The organism is Bradyrhizobium sp. SZCCHNRI3043 (assembly GCF_032377735.1).
GTDB lineage: Bacteria > Pseudomonadota > Alphaproteobacteria > Rhizobiales > Xanthobacteraceae > Bradyrhizobium.
In genome coordinates, this window is sequence record NZ_JAUHID010000009.1 from 115,045 (window position 1) to 134,550 (window position 19,506).

Annotated in this window: 15 protein-coding genes and 1 tRNA gene; 11 read left to right on the plus strand and 5 right to left on the minus strand. The window is 64.0% G+C overall.

All coding sequences use genetic code 11. From position 1 onward, the window contains the following. Positions 1-2 precede the first annotated feature (2 nt). From gatB to QX124_RS19565, 3 genes are all read left to right on the plus strand, one after another. Entirely contained in the window at positions 3-1,481 is a 1,479-nt protein-coding gene (gene gatB, locus QX124_RS19555) for an Asp-tRNA(Asn)/Glu-tRNA(Gln) amidotransferase subunit GatB (protein WP_315798009.1), read from the plus strand. A 1,393-nt stretch (positions 1,482-2,874) separates the two neighbouring features. Then, on the plus strand, positions 2,875-3,141 hold the full coding sequence (locus QX124_RS19560; protein ID WP_315740271.1) for a hypothetical protein: 267 nt from the start codon (positions 2,875-2,877) through the stop codon (positions 3,139-3,141). 196 nt (positions 3,142-3,337) lie between these two features. Then, positions 3,338-3,691 (plus strand): hypothetical protein, encoded by a 354-nt coding sequence (locus QX124_RS19565; RefSeq protein WP_315784481.1) that lies wholly within the window; start codon positions 3,338-3,340, stop codon positions 3,689-3,691. Between the two features lie 132 nt (positions 3,692-3,823). Here the strand turns inward: QX124_RS19565 and QX124_RS19570 are convergent. Next, positions 3,824-3,917, minus strand: a tRNA-Ser gene (locus tag QX124_RS19570). 747 nt (positions 3,918-4,664) lie between these two features. Here QX124_RS19570 and QX124_RS19575 point away from each other — a divergent pair. Together QX124_RS19575 and QX124_RS19580 are read left to right on the plus strand one after the other, a co-directional pair. Beyond that, entirely contained in the window at positions 4,665-6,194 is a 1,530-nt protein-coding gene (locus QX124_RS19575) for a porin (protein ID WP_315740269.1), read from the plus strand. A 623-nt stretch (positions 6,195-6,817) separates the two neighbouring features. After that, entirely contained in the window at positions 6,818-7,894 is a 1,077-nt protein-coding gene (locus tag QX124_RS19580; protein ID WP_315740268.1) for a hypothetical protein, read from the plus strand. Between the two features lie 66 nt (positions 7,895-7,960). Here the strand turns inward: QX124_RS19580 and QX124_RS19585 are convergent, their stop codons facing one another. Then, positions 7,961-8,482, minus strand: a complete 522-nt coding sequence (locus tag QX124_RS19585; protein ID WP_315740267.1) for a MarR family winged helix-turn-helix transcriptional regulator — start codon at positions 8,480-8,482, stop codon at positions 7,961-7,963. A gap of 400 nt (positions 8,483-8,882) precedes the next feature. On the opposite strand from QX124_RS19585, the gene QX124_RS19590 reads away from it, so the two are divergent. Beyond that, entirely contained in the window at positions 8,883-10,412 is a 1,530-nt protein-coding gene (locus QX124_RS19590; protein WP_315740266.1) for a porin, read from the plus strand. Between the two features lie 666 nt (positions 10,413-11,078). Continuing rightward, positions 11,079-12,608 carry a porin gene (locus QX124_RS19595; RefSeq protein ID WP_315740265.1) on the plus strand — a complete coding sequence of 510 codons (1,530 nt, stop codon included), beginning with the start codon at positions 11,079-11,081 and terminating at the stop codon, positions 12,606-12,608. Between the two features lie 136 nt (positions 12,609-12,744). Here the strand turns inward: QX124_RS19595 and QX124_RS19600 are convergent, their stop codons facing one another. Next, positions 12,745-15,096 carry a lytic transglycosylase domain-containing protein gene (locus QX124_RS19600; RefSeq protein ID WP_315798010.1) on the minus strand — a complete coding sequence of 784 codons (2,352 nt, stop codon included), beginning with the start codon at positions 15,094-15,096 and terminating at the stop codon, positions 12,745-12,747. Positions 15,097-15,406: 310 nt separating this feature from the next. Here QX124_RS19600 and dapA point away from each other — a divergent pair, with 310 nt between their 5' ends. The 4 genes from dapA to QX124_RS19620 all read left to right on the plus strand — a co-directional run bounded on the left by dapA (position 15,407) and on the right by QX124_RS19620 (position 17,895). Continuing rightward, positions 15,407-16,297, plus strand: coding sequence for a 4-hydroxy-tetrahydrodipicolinate synthase (gene dapA, locus QX124_RS19605; RefSeq protein ID WP_315798011.1), 891 nt, complete (start codon positions 15,407-15,409; stop codon positions 16,295-16,297). 67 nt (positions 16,298-16,364) lie between these two features. Then, entirely contained in the window at positions 16,365-16,781 is a 417-nt protein-coding gene (gene mscL / locus QX124_RS19610; RefSeq protein WP_315740262.1) for a large conductance mechanosensitive channel protein MscL, read from the plus strand. Beyond that, complete coding sequence (smpB, locus tag QX124_RS19615) at positions 16,781-17,254, plus strand: SsrA-binding protein SmpB (RefSeq protein ID WP_315711387.1); 474 nt, start codon at positions 16,781-16,783, stop codon at positions 17,252-17,254. The genes mscL and smpB overlap by 1 nt, the downstream gene beginning before the upstream one ends. A 56-nt stretch (positions 17,255-17,310) precedes the next feature. Further along, the gene (locus QX124_RS19620; protein ID WP_315758601.1) at positions 17,311-17,895 is read left to right on the plus strand and encodes a peroxiredoxin; all 585 of its coding nucleotides are present in this window, start codon (positions 17,311-17,313) and stop codon (positions 17,893-17,895) included. 17 nt (positions 17,896-17,912) lie between these two features. Here QX124_RS19620 and QX124_RS19625 read toward each other — a convergent pair whose 3' ends face one another. Beyond that, positions 17,913-18,599, minus strand: coding sequence for a uracil-DNA glycosylase (locus QX124_RS19625; protein WP_315758600.1), 687 nt, complete (start codon positions 18,597-18,599; stop codon positions 17,913-17,915). Then, positions 18,580-19,230 (minus strand): NYN domain-containing protein, encoded by a 651-nt coding sequence (locus tag QX124_RS19630; protein WP_315740259.1) that lies wholly within the window; start codon positions 19,228-19,230, stop codon positions 18,580-18,582. Before QX124_RS19630 ends, QX124_RS19625 begins: the two co-directional genes overlap by 20 nt. Positions 19,231-19,506 lie beyond the last annotated feature (276 nt).

Sequence of the window (19,506 nt, forward strand, 5' to 3'; positions counted from 1 at the left end):
CCATGACGGCAACCAGCGGCAAGCTGATGAAGGGCGCCACCGGCGACTGGGAGGTCGTGATCGGCATGGAGATCCATGCCCAGGTCACCTCGAAGTCGAAGCTGTTCTCGGGTGCCTCGACCGCGTTCGGCGGCGATCCCAACAGCCACGTCTCGCTGGTCGACGTGGCGATGCCGGGCATGCTGCCGGTCATCAACGAGGAGTGCGTGCGGCAGGCCGTGCGCACCGGGCTCGGGCTCAATGCCAAGATCAACCTGCGCTCGGTGTTCGACCGCAAGAACTATTTCTACCCCGACCTGCCGCAGGGCTATCAGATCAGCCAGTACAAGGACCCGATCGTGGGCGAGGGCGAGGTCGCGGTCGAGCTCGACGGCGGCAAGACCGCCACGATCGGCATCGAGCGCCTGCACCTCGAGCAGGATCCCGGGAAGATGCTGCACGACCAGTCGCCGTCGCTGTCCTATATCGACTTCAACCGCTGTGGCGTGGCGCTGATGGAGATCGTCTCCAAGCCGGACATCCGCGATGCCGAGCAGGCCAAGGCCTATGTGACCAAGCTGCGCTCGATCCTGCGCTATCTCGGCACCTGCGACGGCGACATGGAGAAGGGAAGCCTGCGCGCCGACGTCAACGTCTCCGTGCGCAAGCCGGGCGGCCCGCTCGGCACCCGCTGCGAGATCAAGAACATCAACTCGATCAATTTCATCGGCCAGGCGGTCGAGGCCGAGGCGCGGCGCCAGATCGAGATCATCGAGGACGGCGGCGCGATCGAGCAGGAAACCCGGAGGTTCGATCCCGACAAGGGCGAGACGCGCTCGATGCGGTCCAAGGAGGAGGCGCACGACTACCGTTACTTCCCGGATCCGGACCTGTTGCCGCTCGAGTTCAGCCAGGCCTTCGTCGACGAGCTGAAGGCGGCACTGCCGGAGCTGCCGGATCAGAAGAAGGCGCGCTTCATCGCCGATGTCGGCCTCTCGCCCTATGACGCCTCGGTGCTGGTGGCCGAGCGCGAGAGCGCGGCGTTCTATGAGAGCGTGCTGGAGGCGCTGTCCGACCGGGCGCGCGACGGCAAGCTCGCCGCCAACTGGGTGATCAACGAGCTGTTCGGCCGGCTCAACAAGGAAGGCCGCGACATCGCGTCCTCGCCGGTGTCGGCAAGCCAGCTCGCCGCGATCGTCGCGCTGATCGGCGACGGCACGATCTCCGGCAAGATCGCCAAGGACCTGTTCGAGATCGTCTGGAGCGAGGGCGGCGATCCGCGCGAGCTGGTCGAGAGCCGCGGCATGAAGCAGGTGACCGACCTCGGCGCGATCGAGAAGGTGGTCGACGAGATCATCGCCGCCAATCCGGACAAGGTGGCGCAGGCGAAAGCGAAGCCGCAGCTGGCCGGCTGGTTTGTCGGTCAGGTGATGAAGTCGTCGGGCGGCAAGGCCAATCCGCAGGCGGTCAACGACATCCTGAAGAGCAAGCTCGGCATCTGAAACGGCGATCGCTCGTCTTCGTTCCAGCGGCGCGCACACGGTGCGCGCCGTTTTGTTTGACCCGACGACTTCGCGAATCGCTGCGCGCGATTCGCAAAAAAGCCACCATTGCCGAGCGTTCGAACGCACACGAGGGCGTGTGCAATGAAAATTTTTTCGTTGCCAAAATTTACGACTCAGAGTCCGCGCGCCGCCTTCATCGTGCGAGTCCGCGCCTTGCGATGTGCACGCCGCCGCTTTCGCGCTGTCATGTAGCAGTTCAGAAAATGCTTGCAGCGTAGGCTTTTCCTGCAATGTCTATCAGTAGCGCGCTTGGCGTCGCGCGCAGCCGCGTGCGCGTTTGCGATGTCGAACCTCGCACTGCTTCGCGCGTTGCGTCAGCCGCGTGCGCGCGCGCCTGTCAACACTTCCTTAAGCCGGAAGCTGTTTTTTTTCACTCGTTGGTGTATCGATGAGGAGTGCAGCTCGATTCCCGAGTGCACGCATCGACTAAGCCATCTCACATCGGAGGGCAACATGGCCAAGAAAGCGAAGAAGGCGAAGAAGGCAGTGAAGAAGGTCGCGAAGACCGCGGCGAAGAAGACTGCCAAGAAGACCAAGAAGGTCGCCAAGAAGAAGTAACTCTCGCAGTCCTTGCGAGATGAGTCCGGCAGCTGATGCCGGCACGTCGTTGGAACGCAGGTCGGCATAGCTCCTCGCGAGCCGGGCAGATCTCCTGAAGCTCCAACAGACGATAGAGGGTGTCGGCGAGACATCAGGTCAACGGTCGGATCGAACTCGAGAGCGGCTTCGCTCGCGGTGCGGTCCGGCAGAAGAAACAGGATTTCTTCGTTCGGTGCAGATCGCGTTTCCGGTCTGCAATCTCACGAGCGGCTATCAGCCAGAGTGGGATCTGATCCTGACGTGTTCGCCGACGCCCTCGATCCCTGAGCACCCGCGCCTCCGGCGACTGCGTGCCTCCCAGTCTCCCATAGACGAACGACCTTATTAGCAGCTCGGCGTACTCGTGCCGCAGTGCGCTACGCAATCTCCCGCACCCTGTGTCAAGACGTGTCCGGTCCCAGTGCGGCTGTTGACCGCCTGCGTGGTGCGCTCTGCCCCGGAGCGGTGAAGCGCTTTCGCGGATGGTTAGGGGTTTGCCAAACAGAACGGTAAACCGCTCTTTGCCGAGTTGAAGAATCCATTTCGAATCAATGCATTGAAGCCGTCCCGGGAAAATGCGGGGTTCCGCGTTCAGGGCTCGTTCAGCACGATGTTTAAACTGCCTTTCAAACTTGATCGGTCATCCTTCGCGCATAAGCCGCGAGACGGCATGGGGATAACCAGGCGTTGAACAGTTGGACGGGGGCGTGCTCGGGTGACCGGCCGCCTCCTCGGGCGAAGGAGAGCGACGATGTTTCAGGGACAACTCAATTTTGATGATGTGACCACTGCGGAGCAGGGCGCCAGCGGCGATGTCCTGTTCGAGCTCGGCATGCTCTATGCGAGCGGTCGCGACGGTGCGGTCGATCTGATCGCCGCGCACAAATGGTTCAATCTCGCCGCCCTCAGGGGGCGCGTCGACGCCGTGGCAATGCGCCGCGAGGTCGCCGAGCAGATGTCGGATGCCGAGATCGCGACCGCGCAGCGTGAGGCGCGCGCCTGGATGACCGCGCACTGAGCGAACTCGGCCGCGACTTGGCGGATCTCGCTTTCGGTGCGAGCCATGCCGCACGAGCCAGTTCGCCGGCCGCGAACCGGGAGCGCTGGGGTGACCCGCGCCCGATCGTTCATTCTCGTGGGAAGCGGGCCTCGTCGCGCGCCTATGAATCTCCTATCTGTCGTCCGATGTGACGCAGGCAGGTGGGATTGATGGCATGGGCCAGGCACGGCGACAGGCGCGGCGGCAAGAGCTGATCGACTGCCATGACTGCGGCAGCGGCGTCTCCTTCAGCGCGGTGGCGTGCCCGCATTGCGGATCGACCGAGCCGGCCGGGCCTGCGGTGCAGAGCCGGCGTGAGTTGAAGCGTTTGCGGGTCGAGGCCCACAACGACCGCCGCCTCGTCGTGGTGACCGTGCTCTGTGCGGGCCTCGGCGCCATCTACGGTGCCGTGATGGGAGCAGGAGGCGCGGCGTCATGGTGGGCTGCGCTGGGCTATGGCTTCGTCGGCACCGTCATCGGCGTGCCCGCCGCCTTCGTGATCAATATCAGCCGTGGCCTGTTCGATTGAGCCCGCGCGTGATCGCGCGGCAACCGTGATCACGGCGGCCACGGTCCGTTGCGATCCGGCAGGTGCGTGAACGGCTCGGCTTTGATGCGGATGATCAGGGGGAGGGGGCTGCTGGCCGCGCCGACGGGCGGCTGGCGGAGACGGAGGGATTCGAACCCTCGATAGGGCTTTACAACCCTATAACGGTTTAGCAAACCGCCGCCTTCAGCCACTCGGCCACGTCTCCAGCGAGGGTCGGTATGCCCGACGCCGCGCTGAGCCGCAAGCGGCAGATTGCATGCGGTTTCGAAATCCTCACAGGGCTGCGTCTTCGCCGGATCGGCCCCGGACGGTGATCTCCACCGTTGGCGATCGATCCGAGCTGAGCCTGCCGTTTGATCGGACGCGGCACGGCATGGAAGTCGACGGGCGGCGCAGGCCCTCTCGATGGTCCCTGATATAGAGCGTCACCAATATAGAGGGTCGCCTGGAACGACGGGCCGGTGGCAGGGGGCGCAGAGGGCATTGTCCTCCGGTCCGATTCTCGTTCAGCGCCTTGGCTGGATTCGTGGCCCCGGTGCCTGACTTGGGGCGGGTTCCTGGCGGGCGAGTGCTCGCGGCCCTGAACACCCAAAATTGCGTTGTGACAAAACGATAACATAAACAGCAAGTTAGGTGTTCCCGCAGAACCACGGTCGCGTGCCTTTTGTGCAACACCAGTCCGAAAAGGCGCCGCCTGGGCGCCGCAATGATGGTTCCTTTGTTGCGTGTGCAAAGGCCTTCGGTAATTCTGCTCACACGACGAAGGGGGGCATCCCGACGTCGTCCCGTTTAGGTCGTTCGCTCAAGTCCCTCGCGTTCATGCGGGTGTGTCCCATAGCGCGAAGCGGCTGAGCGACGGGTCGAAGAGGGATAACGGTACCAACCCCAAGGGTGTCTCTCACCCAGCGGAGGCGGAACCTTCCCTGACTGAGCAACTTGGAGGTTTAACATTATGAACACGATCAAGAGCCTTGTCCTGGGCTCGGCGGCCGCTCTCGTCGCCATGTCCGGGGCTCAGGCAGCTGACCTTCCGATCAAGGCCAAGGCGGTCGAGTATGTGAAGGTCTGCTCGCTTTACGGCGCTGGCTTCTACTACATCCCCGGCACCGACACCTGCATCAAGCTCGGCGGCTACGTCCGCGCCGAGACCTCGTTCGCCAGCAACGGCCAGTACAACAACGCTGTGAACGGCGTCTCCGGTGGCAACAACCGCCACAGCAACTACTACTACAGCCGCGCTCGTCAGGACCTCAACATCGACACGCGCACCGCGACCGAGTACGGCGTGGTTCGTACCTATGCCGATCTGACGTTCACCTGGACCAGCGGCACCTACGCCGGCTCGGGTTCGGCGACCGGCGCAACCGCCTACTCGACGGCCGGCGCTCCTGGCGCACAGGCCGACGGCAACATCGCGCAGGGTGGCCTGGGCGTGTACTACGCCTTCATCCAGTTCGCTGGCTTCACCATGGGTAAGGCCGTGTCGCAGTTCGACGCGCCCTGGACCAACTACCCGGGCAACAACTTCGACGGCCTGTGGGGCGGCGGCGGCACCGTGACCGGTGTCAACCAGTTCAGCTACACCGCCGACTTCGGCTCGGGCATCACGGCGGCGATCTCGGCGCAGGACGCGACCCAGTACTACACCACTAACCTGTGGAACGTGTCGGGCATCACTGCCGCCAGCATCGTCGGCGGCTCCTACGGCACCAACTCGTTCGGCGGCAACGTTGCTCCGGACATCGTCGGCATGGTCCGCGTCGACCAGGCCTGGGGTCTGTTCCAGGCGTCGTTCGCGGCGCATGACAACCACACCGGCTACTACGGCGCCACCGAGCTCACCGGTCACCCGGCTGACAAGTGGGGCTGGGCGGCTCAGCTGGCCTTGTCGATCAAGAACATCCCGACCGGCCCCGGCGACACCATCAACATCCAGGGCGTCTACACCAACGGTGCGAGCCGTTACAACGCTCAGAGCCTGGTGCCGACCACCTACGCGATGTACGGCGGCAGCAGCACGGCTGGTGTCTACGGCACGCTCGGCTTCGCTGGCGTCAGCGACTCGGTCTTCGTGACCGGCGGTGAGCAGCAGCTGACCACGACCTACGGCTTCCGTGGTGCTTACACCCACAACTGGAGCCCGACCTGGAACTCGGCGATCTACGGTTCGTGGGCTGCCGTGAGCTACAACAACACTGCCAAGGGCCTGATCTGCGGCAGCGCGGCGATGGGTGCGATCGCGGGCGCAGGCTTCACCTGCAACCCCGACTTCAACATCTCCTCGCTCGGCTTGATCACCCGTTGGACCCCGGTCAAGAACCTGACCTTCTCGGCCGACGTGGCCTGGACCAACCTGGACCAGAAGTACTCGGGCAACATCGCGTACCCGGGTTCGGCCACGGTTTCCAAGCCGGCGGCGACCTACCAGCTCAAGGACCAGAACTCGGTGTCCTTGCTGCTCCGCGCTCAGCGCAACTTCTGATCCTGATCGTCTGATCGGGATTCAAGAGCCCCCGGCAGGAAACTGCCGGGGGTTTTTGCTGTTTGTGGCAGCGCATTCCGGCCCAGCACCCGAGTCAGGCTCGCTCGAAGATCGATGCAAGATCGGCAACTGAGACAAATCAAAATCGGCGGCTGAGGCAATGAGGAGGATTCCGAACGCCTCGTTGATCGAAAATCAGTTTCTTTTCAGTAACTTGACAGTCTGTCGGTATTTTTTTTAAATTGGTGTTGAAAACAGATGAGTTGATAAGCTAATTTTGTCACGCGCTGATAGCGATCCCTCCTCAAGAGGACACTGCCGATCCAAGTTCGACGATCCTATGATGTTAGACTCCACGAAACCTCTGGCGATGCCCCGCCGGAGGTTTCTTCATTTCAGGATCTCCTCGTCGCCCGGTTCCTGAGGTTGGCTTTCGGTTGCAACGTACCGGTGCAACCGCTGCGCGTCAGCGCAAAGCATCCATCGTAGACCAAAGGTCGGAGCAAAATTCCTTGCGCATCGGCTTGACCGGGAAATCCCGGGTGGTCACGATGACCGCTAGATGACGGGGCCACACCGTCACGCCAGCGAGGAATCAGTCCAAGATGAGTTCGGAAGGCTCTGTGGGAGTGCTGCGTCCGTGGTCCGAGCAAGACGATCTGGCGGGCGCCATCACGCGGTTGCTGGAGGCGCGGCCGGAGGGCCGGGCCGAGCTTGCGGAATGTCTGGCGGTTGCGCAGCGGATCGACGCCAGCGACGACGAGTCCTGGTATCGCGAGTGGATGCATTGCGCGGATGCAATGAAGGCTGCCGCCGCCGACGCTGTGAGCAGCGGCCGTCCCGAGCTGGCGTTTCGCAAATGGTCGCGCGCGGTCGATTGTTATGAGGCTGCGGCCTGTCCGTTCAGCAGCTCACGCTCCCGCCAGGCCGTCGTGCTGTCCCGCATGCGCGAATGTGCGCGCGAATTCCTGCGCTGCGCCGATCCGCCAGGAGAGGTCGTCACGATTCCCTGGCGCGCGGACTATTCGCTCGAAGCCTATTTCCTGCCGGCGCGCTGCGAGGCAGGCAGGGCGCCCACCGTCATCTGCATCGGTGAGCCCGGCCGTCGCAAGGAAACGTCCCTGTTCAAGCTTGCAGCCCATGCGGAGCAGCGCGGCTTGGCGTTGCTGGTGGTCGATCTGCTGGGCAGCGGACCGGACTGCCGCTTCGAGGAGATCGTCGGCGGTCGCGATCTCGAATCAGCCATCGCGAGCGTGACGGACTACGTGACGTCCCGTGATGACGTGGACGAAGGCCGGATCGCGATCCTGGCCGACGACTGGAGCTCGTCCTTTGTCGCGCGCGGCATCGCACTCGATCCGCGGTATGCTGCGGCGGTCTGCGACGCCGGCTTGTGGGACATTCACGAGCGCGTCTTCCTGTCGCGCCGACCCGGTGCGGGCGAGCGGGGCAGGCTGTCGATCGCGGCCGATGGGCTGGCGGCGCGGCAGATCATGTGTCCGCTGCTGGTGACGGTGCCGGAGCGTGGCTGGCTTCGAGCCGACATCGCAACCCGGCTGATCGCGCAGATCAAGCGCGAGCACCCGGACATCACCCTGAAGATCGTCTCCAGCGCGGGCGCCGATTGGCTCGAAGCCGATGCCTTCGTCTTCGACTGGATCGCCAAGCGTCTGGCGGGGTCTCCGCGGCCTCCAGGCTGACGCGACCGCATGTCTGCGCTCGCTGCCTGTAAGAGGCGGTTGGGCCGTGACCGCCTCGGGGGGGCCTCAGAGCCCCATCGTGAGTCGCGCGCTGGCCTTTTCGAAACGGTCCTTGAGGCCAGCCAGCTTGTCCGTGAAGGTCGCGAGCTCACGAGCGTCGAATTCCTCGAAGATGAAGCCGAAGATCTGCGCTTGCTGAGCTTCCAGCTCGGCGAACTGCTCCGATGTCTTGGCGGTGAGCGACATCCGGACCACGCGCGCATCGTTGGGGGCGGGCTTGCGTTCCATGAAGCCCTTCTTCTCGAGCAGCTTCGACTGCGTCGTGACGAAGGAGGGGTCGACGTGCAGCCGCTTGGCCGCCGCATTCACGGCAACTCCCTCGCCTTGATCCAGTTCGGAGATCGCCATCAGGATCATCCATTGCGGGCCACTGATGCCGATTCTCTTGGCCCAGAAGTACCTCAGCTCCTCCAGATGGACGTTGATCGTGGAGATCTCCCTGGCGAAGCGAAGAATGGCGTCGCGATTCTTCGGCAGATGTTCGGCAGTCTTCGGTTGCGCGTCCGCTTCCACAGGTGCGGCAGACATGTTCTTCAAGGGCGCCATTGCTCAGGAGTTCCGGTACGAAGCTTGACCCTAAAGAAAAAAAATCCGCAACAAAATCACTTATCTAGGAGGACATCCGTCGTCCCCCGTGCGCTGCACAACAAGCTGCCATTGTGTTGCCCTTAAGACACATTTCGGCTTCATTCAATTACCTGACTGCATAAACTATTTTGCTTACCGAATGAGCGAAGGCATAGTTCCTGGCGACGGTGGGGGGTTACTCGATCGTCCCGTGACAGGTGGTTCGCTTAAGTCCCTCGCGTGATGCGGGTGTGTCCGATGGCGCGAAGCGGCTGAAGCGGTTTTTCGGGAGCGGAGGAAGCGGATCGTCCTGGGGGATCTTGGTCCGGTTCTTTCTCAAAAGAGCAACTTGGAGGTTTAAATGAAGACGGTTAAGAGCCTTGTCCTCGGCTCGGCGGCAGCTCTGCTCGCCATGTCCGCGGCTCAGGCGGCCGACCTTCCGATCAAGGCCAAAGCGGTCGAGTATGTGAAGGTTTGCTCCCTGTATGGTGCGGGCTTCTACTACATCCCCGGCACCGACACCTGTATCAAGCTGGGTGGCTACCTGCGCGCCGAAGTGGTCGCCGGCAGCAACAGCATCTTCAACGGAACGTTCAGCGGCCAGGGCGGCGCACACAACCGCCTCAGCAACTACTACACCTCTCGTGCTCGTGAAGATCTGAACATCGACACCCGCACGGCGACCGAATACGGCGTGGTCCGCACCTTCGCCGACCTGACCTTCAGCTGGACCTCGGGCGGCTATGCCGGCACGGGTTCGGCCACCGGTGCGACCGCCTACTCGACGGCGGGTGCGCCTGGCGCTCAGGCCGACGGCAACATCGCGCAGGGCTCGCTCGGCGTGTACTATGCCTTCATCCAGTTCGCCGGCTTCACGATGGGTAAGGCCGTGTCGCAGTTCGACACGCCCTGGACCAACTATCCGGGCAACAACTTCGACGGTCTCGCCGGCGGCGGCGGCACGGTTACCGGCGTCAATCAGCTGAGCTACACCGCTGACTTCGGCTCCGGCATCACGGCCACGGTTTCGGCCCAGGATGCGACTGCCTACTACCAGAACAACCTCTGGAACGTGGCTGGTTCGACGGCGGCTGGCGTGATCGGTGGTGCTTACGGCACCAGCGCCTACGGCGGCAACGTTGCTCCGGACTTCGTCGGTATGGTCCGCGTCGACCAGGCCTGGGGTCTGTTCCAGGCGTCGTTCGCGGCGCATGACAACCATGTCGCTTACTACGGCGCGTCCGAGACCTCCGGCCACCCGGCCGACAAGTGGGGTTGGGCGGCTCAGCTGGCCCTGTCGATCAAGAACATCCCGACCGGACCTGGTGACACGATCAACGTGCAGGGCGTCTACACCAATGGTGCGAGCCGCTACAACATCCAGAGCCTGATGCCGAACAACTACTCGATGTACGGCAGCACGGGTCTGGCTGGCGCCTATCAGAGCATCGGCTTTGCGGGCGTGGGCGACTCGGTCTTCACGACCGGCGGTGAGCAGCAGCTGACCACGACCTACGGCATCCGTGGTGCTTATACGCACAACTGGAACCCGGCCTGGAACACTGCGATCTACGGGTCTTGGGCTGCCGTCCGCTACAACGGCACTGCCAAGGGCCTGATCTGCACCAGCCCCGGCGTTGTCGCGGCCTTCAACGCGGGTTCGACCTGTAATCCGGACTTCGATCTGGCCACCATCGGCCTGATCACGCGCTGGACCCCGGTCAAGAACCTGACCTTCTCGGCCGACTTCGCCTACTCCTGGCTCGACCAGAAGCACTCTGGTTCGGTGACCTCGCCGGCGGTTGCTGCCGTCGCGAAGCCGGCCGCTGTGTACGAGATCAAGGATCAGCAGTCGGCTGTGCTGCTGCTCCGCGCTCAGCGCAACTGGTGATCCAGACCGTTTCATGACGGTTTGACCAGCCCCCGGCAGGCAACTGCCGGGGGTTTTTCTTTGCCTGGCCAGCGCGTGCTCCAGCGCCGAGACCCGCATTCCTCGCCGCTCCGCTCTGTCGCTGACAAACATACTGCAGACCCGCCCGAGAACCACACCGCGCGGCCACGCGACGCAATGCGATCTGGATGGAATTTCGCGACCGACTCGTGGCCATCCGGCTCAAACATCCGTGAGAGGCGGTCGCCGGGTTCGTTCGGTTCGACCGCACGTTTGAGCCAAGCTTGGCCTGCGTGACCTCGGGCAGACGAGGGCGGGTGCCGCGATGGTCAGGCCGGAGAAGTGGGAGACTCGCGCTCGCCGCCCTTCTCGGCGCCCGTCCTGCTGCATTCCCGCCACGACCGCGACATGCATTCGGCGGCGAAAGTCTTCCCCGACACATTACTCTTGGAGATTTGGCAGCCGTGTGCCGTGCCGCGGCCGCGCCACATGCGTGATCCGGCCGGTCACGAGAATGGTCCGATAAAGCACCAAGTCCGCCTCTCGATCGTTCCGACTGCAACGCTATGCGCGAGCACTGTGGTGCAGCTGGAGACGGGCTGACCGTGGGGGCGGTCGTTCGATGTCGAGCCGGGCCGGTCTGAACTGAGCAATTTGGAGGTTAGTATGAAGACTGTGAGGAGCCTTGTTCTGGGCTCAGGGGCGGCGTTGCTCGCCATGGGTGGGGCTCAGGCCGCCGACCTTCCGATCAAGGCCAAAGCGGTCGAGTATGTGAGGGTCTGCTCCATGTACGGAGCGGGATTCTTCTACATTCCGGGCACCGACACCTGCATCAAGCTGGGCGGCTTTCTGCGTGCCGAAGCAGGCTTCGGTACGAATACGATCTTCCAGAATGCCGTGAACGGCGTCGCCGGCGGGCGAAATCGTCTCAGCAACTACTACACGACGCGTTCGCGTGCCGACCTCAACATCGACACCCGCACCGCGACCGAATATGGCGTCGTGCGCACCTTCTTCGATGGTGTCTTCCAGTGGACCGGGGGCAGCTACGCGGGGACCGGCTCCCCCACGGGCGCGACTGCCTATTCGACGGCGGGCGCGCCTGGAGCGCAGGCCGACGGCAACATCGCGCAAGGCGGGCTCGGTGTCTTCTACGCCTTCATCCAGTTTGCCGGCTTCACCATGGGTAAGGCCGTGTCGCAGTTCGACGCGCCCTGGGCCAACTATCCCGGCAACAATTTCGACGGTTTGACCGGCGGCGGCGGCACCATCACCGGCGTCAACCAGTTCACCTACACCGCGGACTTCGGCTCGGGCATCACGGCCGCGATCTCGGCCCAGGATGCGACGCAGTATTCGCAGTCGCAGATCTGGAATACGGCGGGACAGACGGCCGCCGGCGTGCTCACCGGCAGCTATGGCACGTCGAATTTCGGCGGCAACGTCGCGCCCGACATCGTCGGCATGGTGCGCGTCGATCAGGCCTGGGGTCTGTTCCAGGCGTCGTTCGCGGCGCATGACAATCACGCCGCCTTCTTCGGTGCCAACGAGACGACCGGCCACCCGGCCGACAAATGGGGCTATGCGGGTCAGCTCGCCCTGTCGATCAAGAACATCCCGACCGGCGCCGGCGACACCATCAATCTGCAGGGCGTCTACACCAACGGCGCCAGCCGCTACAACTTCCAGAGCCTCGCGCCGATCAACTACGCGATGTATGGCGGCAGCAACATGGCCGGCGCTTTCCAGAGCCTGGGCTTCGCGGGCGTGTCAGATTCGGTGTTCGGGGCGAATACGCAGCAGCAGTTGACCACCACCTACGGCTTCCGCGGGGCCTTCACCCACAACTGGGATCCGTTCTGGAATACGGCGGTCTACGGCTCCTGGAGCGGCGTCAGATACAACAACACCGCGAAGGGACTGATCTGCAACGGTGCAGGCATGGTCGCTCTCGGTATCACGCCTGCGAATTGCAACCCCGACTTCAACATCTCGACGGTGGGTGTGATCACGCGCTGGACGCCGGTCAAGAATCTGACCTTCTCTGCTGACGTCGCTTGGACCAGGCTGGACCAGAAGTTCACCGGCGTGGTGAACGCACCGGCGGTCGCGGCCGTTGCCAAGCCGGCCACGACCTATCAGTTGAAGGATCAGGACTCGGTCTCGCTGCTGGTGCGTGCCCAGCGCAACTGGTAAGTGCGGGCGAATGGCGAATAGGGAGTAGCGAATAGCGGTTGACGACGGAGCGGAGCCCAGGCTTCGCTACTCGCTACTCGCTACTCGCTACTCGCTACTCGCTACTCGCTACTCGCTACTCGCTACTCGCTACTCGCTACTCCACCACAGCGCCGCGGCGCAGATCGGCCTCGATCTGCAGCCGCGAGCCGCCGCCGAAGCGGGCGCGATAGACCTGCAGGTTCTCCATCACCCGCTGCACGTAGTTGCGGGTCTCCGAGAAGGGGATCAGTTCGACCCAGTCGACGGCATCGACCTTGGGATCGCGCGGATCGCCATAGCGCTCGACCCATTTTCTGACGCTGCCGCGGCCGGCATTGTAGGCCGCGAAGGTCATGATGTACGAGCCGCGATAGTCCTCGAGCAGGCCGCCGAGCTCGGCGGCGCCGAGCTGCGCGTTGTAGACCGGGTCGGTCTTCATCCGGTTCAGATCGAAGCTGACGCCCGCGCGCTTGCAGACGTAGCGACCCGCATCCGGCGTGACCTGCATCAGCCCATAGGCCTGTGCCGGCGAGACCACGGCCTGGTTGAAGGCGCTCTCCTGGCGCGCGATCGAGAAGACCACGCTCGGCTCGACCTCCGGTCCCAGCGAGCGGAACGCAGGAATGCCCGTGACCGGATAGGCGTAATGGTCGAACGGCAGCCCGCGATTGAGTGCGGCCTTGCCGACCAGCAGCATCGCTCGCGCATCGCTGTTTCGCGCGGCGATTTCCGCGAGTCCGACCAGCACGTCGGGGTCGCCATTGTCGCCCATGTCGGCGAAGATCGGGATCGCGACCTCGCCCTCGTCGAGCTCGTAGAGCAGCTGCACCGCGCGCACCACCTCGAGCCGCTCGACGCCGCGTCCACGGCCGCTCGGCGCCGCATTGAGGCCGAGCTGCGGCAGGCCGAGCTTCGCGCGCGCCAGCTGTCCGTAATAGCTCGTGGACTGCTCGGCGGCCGACGTATAGGCCGCGCGCGCCTCCTGCATGCGCCCCATCGCTTCTGCCGCGCGGCCCTGCCAATAGCCGGCCCGCGCCAGGGTGGTCGGATTGACGCTGCCGACGCCGATGCGCGCAAAGTGCTGGGTCGCGGTGGTCGGATCGTTGAGGAAACGCAGTGCGATCCAGCCGGCGGTGAATTCCTGCTCGGTCTTGTAGATATCGCGGTTCGGCAGCGCCGCATCCCGCGCGATCAGATAGGCGCTGCGATATTCGCCGGTGTCGATCATCTTTCGCGCCAGCAGTCGGCGCTCGATCCACCATTCGTCCAGATTGTGCAGGCGGCCGGGATCCTTGGGCGCGTTCAGCATCAGCTGCGCTGCCTCGGCGAATTTTTCGTCGCGCCGCAGCAGTTGGATGCGGCTGAAGATATAGCCTGCATCGCCGTGGAGTTCGCGCGGCACGGCTTCGAGCAGGCTCTGGCTATTGGAGGCTTTGCGGTAGGTCGCGATTCGCGCTTTTGCCAGCGCCACGTGGCCCGAGCCAAGCCGCCGGGCAGCGCGCATGGCGGCCTCGTGCTCGCTGCCATACAGCAGCGTGTCCATCCGCGCCTTGTGATCGCCGCCGGACAACAGGGCACCGTACTGGTCCAGGATGTTGTTCTCGGTCTCCTCGGACATCGCGTCGTTGCGCCAGGCATCGCGCACCAGGCGCTCGGCATTGGCGCGGTCGCCGCGATTGAGCATCACCCGGGCCAGCGCGAACTTGCCCTTGGCCGACAGCGGCGATTCGTTCTCGAACCAGGACCACACCACGGCATCGTCGCGCTTGTCGTCCCACAACGCGGCCTCGAGCCGGCGCCGCAGGAAGGTCTGCGACGGCCAGGACGGGTTGGCGGCGATGAACGCGCGGTAGCGCTCCACGCTGGCATTGTTGTTGTCGCTGCGCAGGATCACCCACTCCGCGAGCTTGCGCGCCACGGGATCCGAGATCGCCTGCACGACCTCGGTGGCATCGCTGGGCTTGCGCTTGCGGACGAGCTCGATCACGTTTTCGAGCGCCTCCTTGTCGGATTGCGAGGTCGAGGACGTCGCGGCGATCGCAGCCGGCACCACAGGCTTGCGGGAGACGGGCAGGGCGGCATGCTGGCGGGCCGGCAGGCTCGCAGCCGCCGCGCCGGGGGTGATGTCCTTCGGTGCCGCGCGCGCCGTCTCGCCGGCGCCTTTGAGGCTGCTCTTGACCTCGGCCTTCGCTTCGGCCCGCGCGTCGACCTCGCTCTTGGTCCCGGCGGCCTCGTGGGTATTCGTCTTCGGAACCGCGCTGCGCGCGATCGGACGCGCCTTCGGCACCGGAACCTTGGCCGCGGGAGCCTTGGATCCCGAAACCTTGGACCCAGCAGCCTGGTCCTTGGCGAGAGCGCCATGTCCGGCGAGAGCCCATCCGAGTGTCAGGCCGGCGGCCAAGGACACCGAGAGTGACACCGACAGGGCGGTCGATCGCAATGCAGTGGCGCGGGCAGAAGAGGGCACGGCGTTCCTTTTGCGGCGGATGACTTCGATCCCCTGACCAACATGGGTCTATCGAAAAGGTGAACAAATCCTAAATATACCGGGAAGGATTGCAACCTGCGCCAACACCGCGGCGAAATCACGACCGAAGGGCGGCGTGCGGGCCGTGGGGCTTCGGCGAAGGGTGATCGCGGGCCTCGGCAATGCGATTCGAGCGATCCGTGTGCCTGTTGAGAAGGCAGCCCAACCGCGGGCGGGCCTTCCGCCTCGTCGGCAGACCCGGTATGAAGTGGCTCGTACAGGGGCCAAACGGCGTTTGGGAGGGAGTTTCATGGTAGCCAAGACGAATTTCCGAGGTTCTTTCACCGCCTTGGTCACTCCTTTCAAGAACGGCTCCGTGGACGAGGCCGCTTTTCGCAGCCTGGTGAACTGGCAGATCGACGAGGGCACCAACGGCCTCGTGCCGGTAGGCACGACCGGCGAGAGCCCGACGCTCAGCCATGACGAGCATAAGCAGGTGGTCGAGTGGTGCATCGCCGAGGCCCGGGGACGCGTGCCCGTCGTCGCCGGCGCCGGCTCCAATTCGACCAAGGAGGCGGTCGAGCTCGCCCAGCACGCCGAGAAGGCGGGGGCGGACGCAGTGCTGGTGGTGACGCCCTATTACAACAAGCCGACGCAGGAAGGCCTGTATCAGCACTTCAAGGCGATCAACGATGCGATCGGCATTCCGATCATCATCTACAATATTCCTCCGCGCTCGGTGATCGACATGTCCGTCGACACCATGAAGCGCCTGTTCGAGCTGAAGAACATCGCCGGCGTGAAGGATGCCACCGCGAGCATGGTACGGGTGTCGCAGCAGCGCGCCGCGATGGGCGAGGAGTTCAACCAGCTCTCGGGCGAGGATGCAACGATCATCGGCTACATGGCGCATGGCGGCCATGGCTGCATCTCCGTCACGTCGAATGTCGCGCCGCGGCTGTGCTCGGAATTCCACAAGGCCTGGCAGAAGGGCGATGTCGCAACGGCGCTGAAGATCCACGACAAGCTGATGCCGCTGCATACCAATCTGTTCATCGAGTCCAACCCGGCGCCGGTGAAATACGCGCTGTCGCTGCTCGGCAAGATCGAGGAGAAGCTGCGGTTGCCGATGGTGCCGGTGTCGGAGCCGACCCGGGTCGCGGTGCGCGAGGCGATGGTTCATGCCGGACTGATCAACTAGGTTCCGAGGGAGCTCGGGATCGGCGAAGGTCGCGAGGATTTCTCGCAAGTCTGAGGGGGACGCGAGCATGTTGAAGGAATTCCGTGAATTCGCGATGAAGGGCAACGTCGTCGACCTCGCCGTCGGCGTCATCATCGGCGCGGCCTTCGGCGCCATCGTCACTTCGCTCGTCGCCGATGTGATCATGCCGATCATCGGCGCCATCACCGGCGGCCTCGATTTCTCGAACTACTTCATCCCGCTGTCCAAGACGGTCAATGCGGGGAACCTTGCGGACGCGAAGAAGCAGGGTGCCGTGCTGGCCTATGGACAGTTCCTGACCTTGACCCTGAACTTCTTCATCATCGCTTTCGTGCTGTTCATGATCATCCGTGTGATAAACAGGTTGAAGCGGAACGAAGCGGCAGCCCCCGCGGCGCCGGCGAAGCCCTCGGCCGAGGTCGAGCTGTTGACCGAGATCCGTGATCTCCTGAAAAAGTCCTGATGGCTGAAAAGAACGAACCCAAGATCACGGTCGCCGCCGAGAATCGCAAGGCGCGGTTCAACTACGCGATCGAGGACACCATCGAGGCCGGCATCGCGCTGACCGGCACCGAGGTGAAGTCGGTCCGCGGCGGCAAGTCGACGATCGCGGAATCCTATGCGGATTCGCGTAACGGCGAGATCTGGCTGATCAACGCCAACATTCCCGAATATCTGCAGGCCAACCGCTTCAATCACGAGCCGAAGCGGCCGCGCAAGCTGCTGCTGCATCGCAAGCAGATCAACAAGCTGATGGGTGCGGTCGAGCGCGAAGGCATGACGCTGATCCCGCTGAAGCTCTATTTCAACGAGCGCGGCCGCGCCAAGCTGCTGCTCGCCGTGGCCAAGGGCAAGAAGCTGCACGACAAGCGCGAGAGCGAGAAGAAGCGCGACTGGGGCCGCGAGAAGGGGCGCCTGCTGCGGGCGCGCGGCTAACGAGACCTTTGCCGTGCGCTCCTCGGCGGCACGCCTGAGCCTTGGGAAAGCATCCGATGAATCAGAAGAACCTCTTGGACGTCGACTGGAGCCGGATTCCGGCTCCGACCGACGACGGCGCAGCCGATCATCTGGTCGGGATGATCATTCCCGCGATCGGGCTGCGTGCGACCGACGACACGCTGGTCACGCTGTCGGATCTGCCGGGACGGACCGTGGTGTTCGCCTATCCGCGGACCGGCGAACCTGGCAAGGTGTCACTGGTCGAGGACTGGGACATGATCCCGGGCGCGCGCGGCTGCACGCCGCAGACCTGCAGCTTCCGCGACCTGTTCGGCGAGTTGAAATCGGCGGGCGCCGTGCATGTGTTCGGTCTGTCGACGCAGAGCAATGCCTATCAGACCGAGATGGCCTCGCGCCTGCACCTGCCGTTTCCGGTGCTGTCGGACGAGAAGCTCGAGCTGACCAATGCATTGCGGTTGCCGACGATGGAGATCGCCGGGCTGACCATGATCAAGCGGCTTGCCATGATCGTGGACGCCGCGCGCATCACCCACGTGTTCTATCCGGTGTTTCCGCCGGACAGGAACGCGGGCGACGTGCTGGCGTGGCTGAAGGACAACCGCGCATCTGGCGCGTGAGGGTGGGGCGTGCCGAACTAATCCAGCTCCGCCTTTACGCGCGCGAACACGGCGTGGAACATCTCGGTCGTGAGCACGCCGGTATTCGTGTTGTAGCGTGAGCAGTGATAGCTGTCGTACAGCCTGATCCTGCCGGCCTGGTGCACGGCGCCATGGGCGAACGGCGCCGCGACCGCGCGCAAGCCGAGCAGCTTCAGCAGCGTGTCGTGCGAGATGCGGCCGAGCGCGACGATGCTGCGCAGCCGCGGCATCGCGGCGATGGTGGCGCCGAGGAAGCTCCGGCACTGGTTGATCTCGGCCGGCAGCGGCTTGTTCTGTGGCGGCACGCAGCGCACCGCGTTGCTGATTCGACAGTCCACCAGCGTCAGCCCGTCGTCGGGGCGAGCTTCGAACCGGCCTTTCGCAAATCCGTAATGCAGCAGCGTCCCATAGAGCAGCTCGCCGGCGTAGTCGCCCGTGAAGGGACGCCCCGTCCGATTGGCGCCTTGCAGCCCCGGCGCGAGCCCGACGATCAGGAGCCGCGCATCGGGATCACCGAACGACGGCACCGGCGCGTTGAACCACGACGGCTCACGCGCGCGCTGCGCCTCGCGGAACTCCACGAGGCGAGGGCACAGCGGACAGTCTCGATCGGGATTGGTCGAGGACGGGGTGGATGGCGCAGATGTGGCGTCCGTCCGCCGCCTAGTCGTCGAAATCGTCATCGGTGGTGGGGGTGGTCGTGGTGGTGCGTGCGGCCGGTGCGGTCGTGCTGCGCTGGAGGAATTGCGGGGAATGGTGGCGCGGCTCGCGCGGGGCGGGGCGCTCCGACGGGTCGCGGCCGAGCTTGGACTGCAACTCCATGAGGTCGGTGAAGACGTCGGCCTGGCGGCGCAACTCGTCGGCGATCATCGGCGGCTGGCTGGAGATGGTCGAGATCACGGTGACGCGAACGCCGCGACGCTGCATCGCTTCGACCAGCGAGCGGAAGTCGCCGTCGCCCGAGAACAGCACCATCTGGTCGATATGCTCGGCGAGTTCCATCGCATCCACGGCGAGCTCGATGTCCATGTTGCCCTTGACCTTGCGGCGGCCGCTGGCGTCGATGAATTCCTTGGTCGCCTTGGTGACGACCGTATAGCCGTTGTAGTCGAGCCAGTCGATCAAGGGCCGAATCGACGAGTACTCCTGATCTTCGATGATCGCGGTGTAATAGAACGCGCGGAGCAGCGTGCCGCGGCTCTGAAATTCCTTGAGCAGGCGCTTGTAGTCGATGTCGAAGCCGAGCGTCTTGGCCGTGGCGTATAGGTTGGCGCCGTCAATGAAGAGCGCAATCTTGTTGGTCGAAGATGACATTCAGTGTCTCGCGTTCAGTTAGATTCTATTTTTGGCGCGACTCCAGTCGGTCGCGCATTCCATTTCAAGATACTGCCAAGGCGTCGGCGGTCCATCTGGTGTGAGGTTACCGCAAACGGGAGTGATCGGGGCAACAAAGGCGCACTTGTGACGACGTAATGAAGCGTTTTCTTGTCCAACGCCCGAATTCCGCGGGTCTGGACGGAGCGCCAGTCAAGGTTGCCGAATTCGGTACACCTTGCCCCTTACCGAAACCTGACGCCAGTTTAGCCTTGC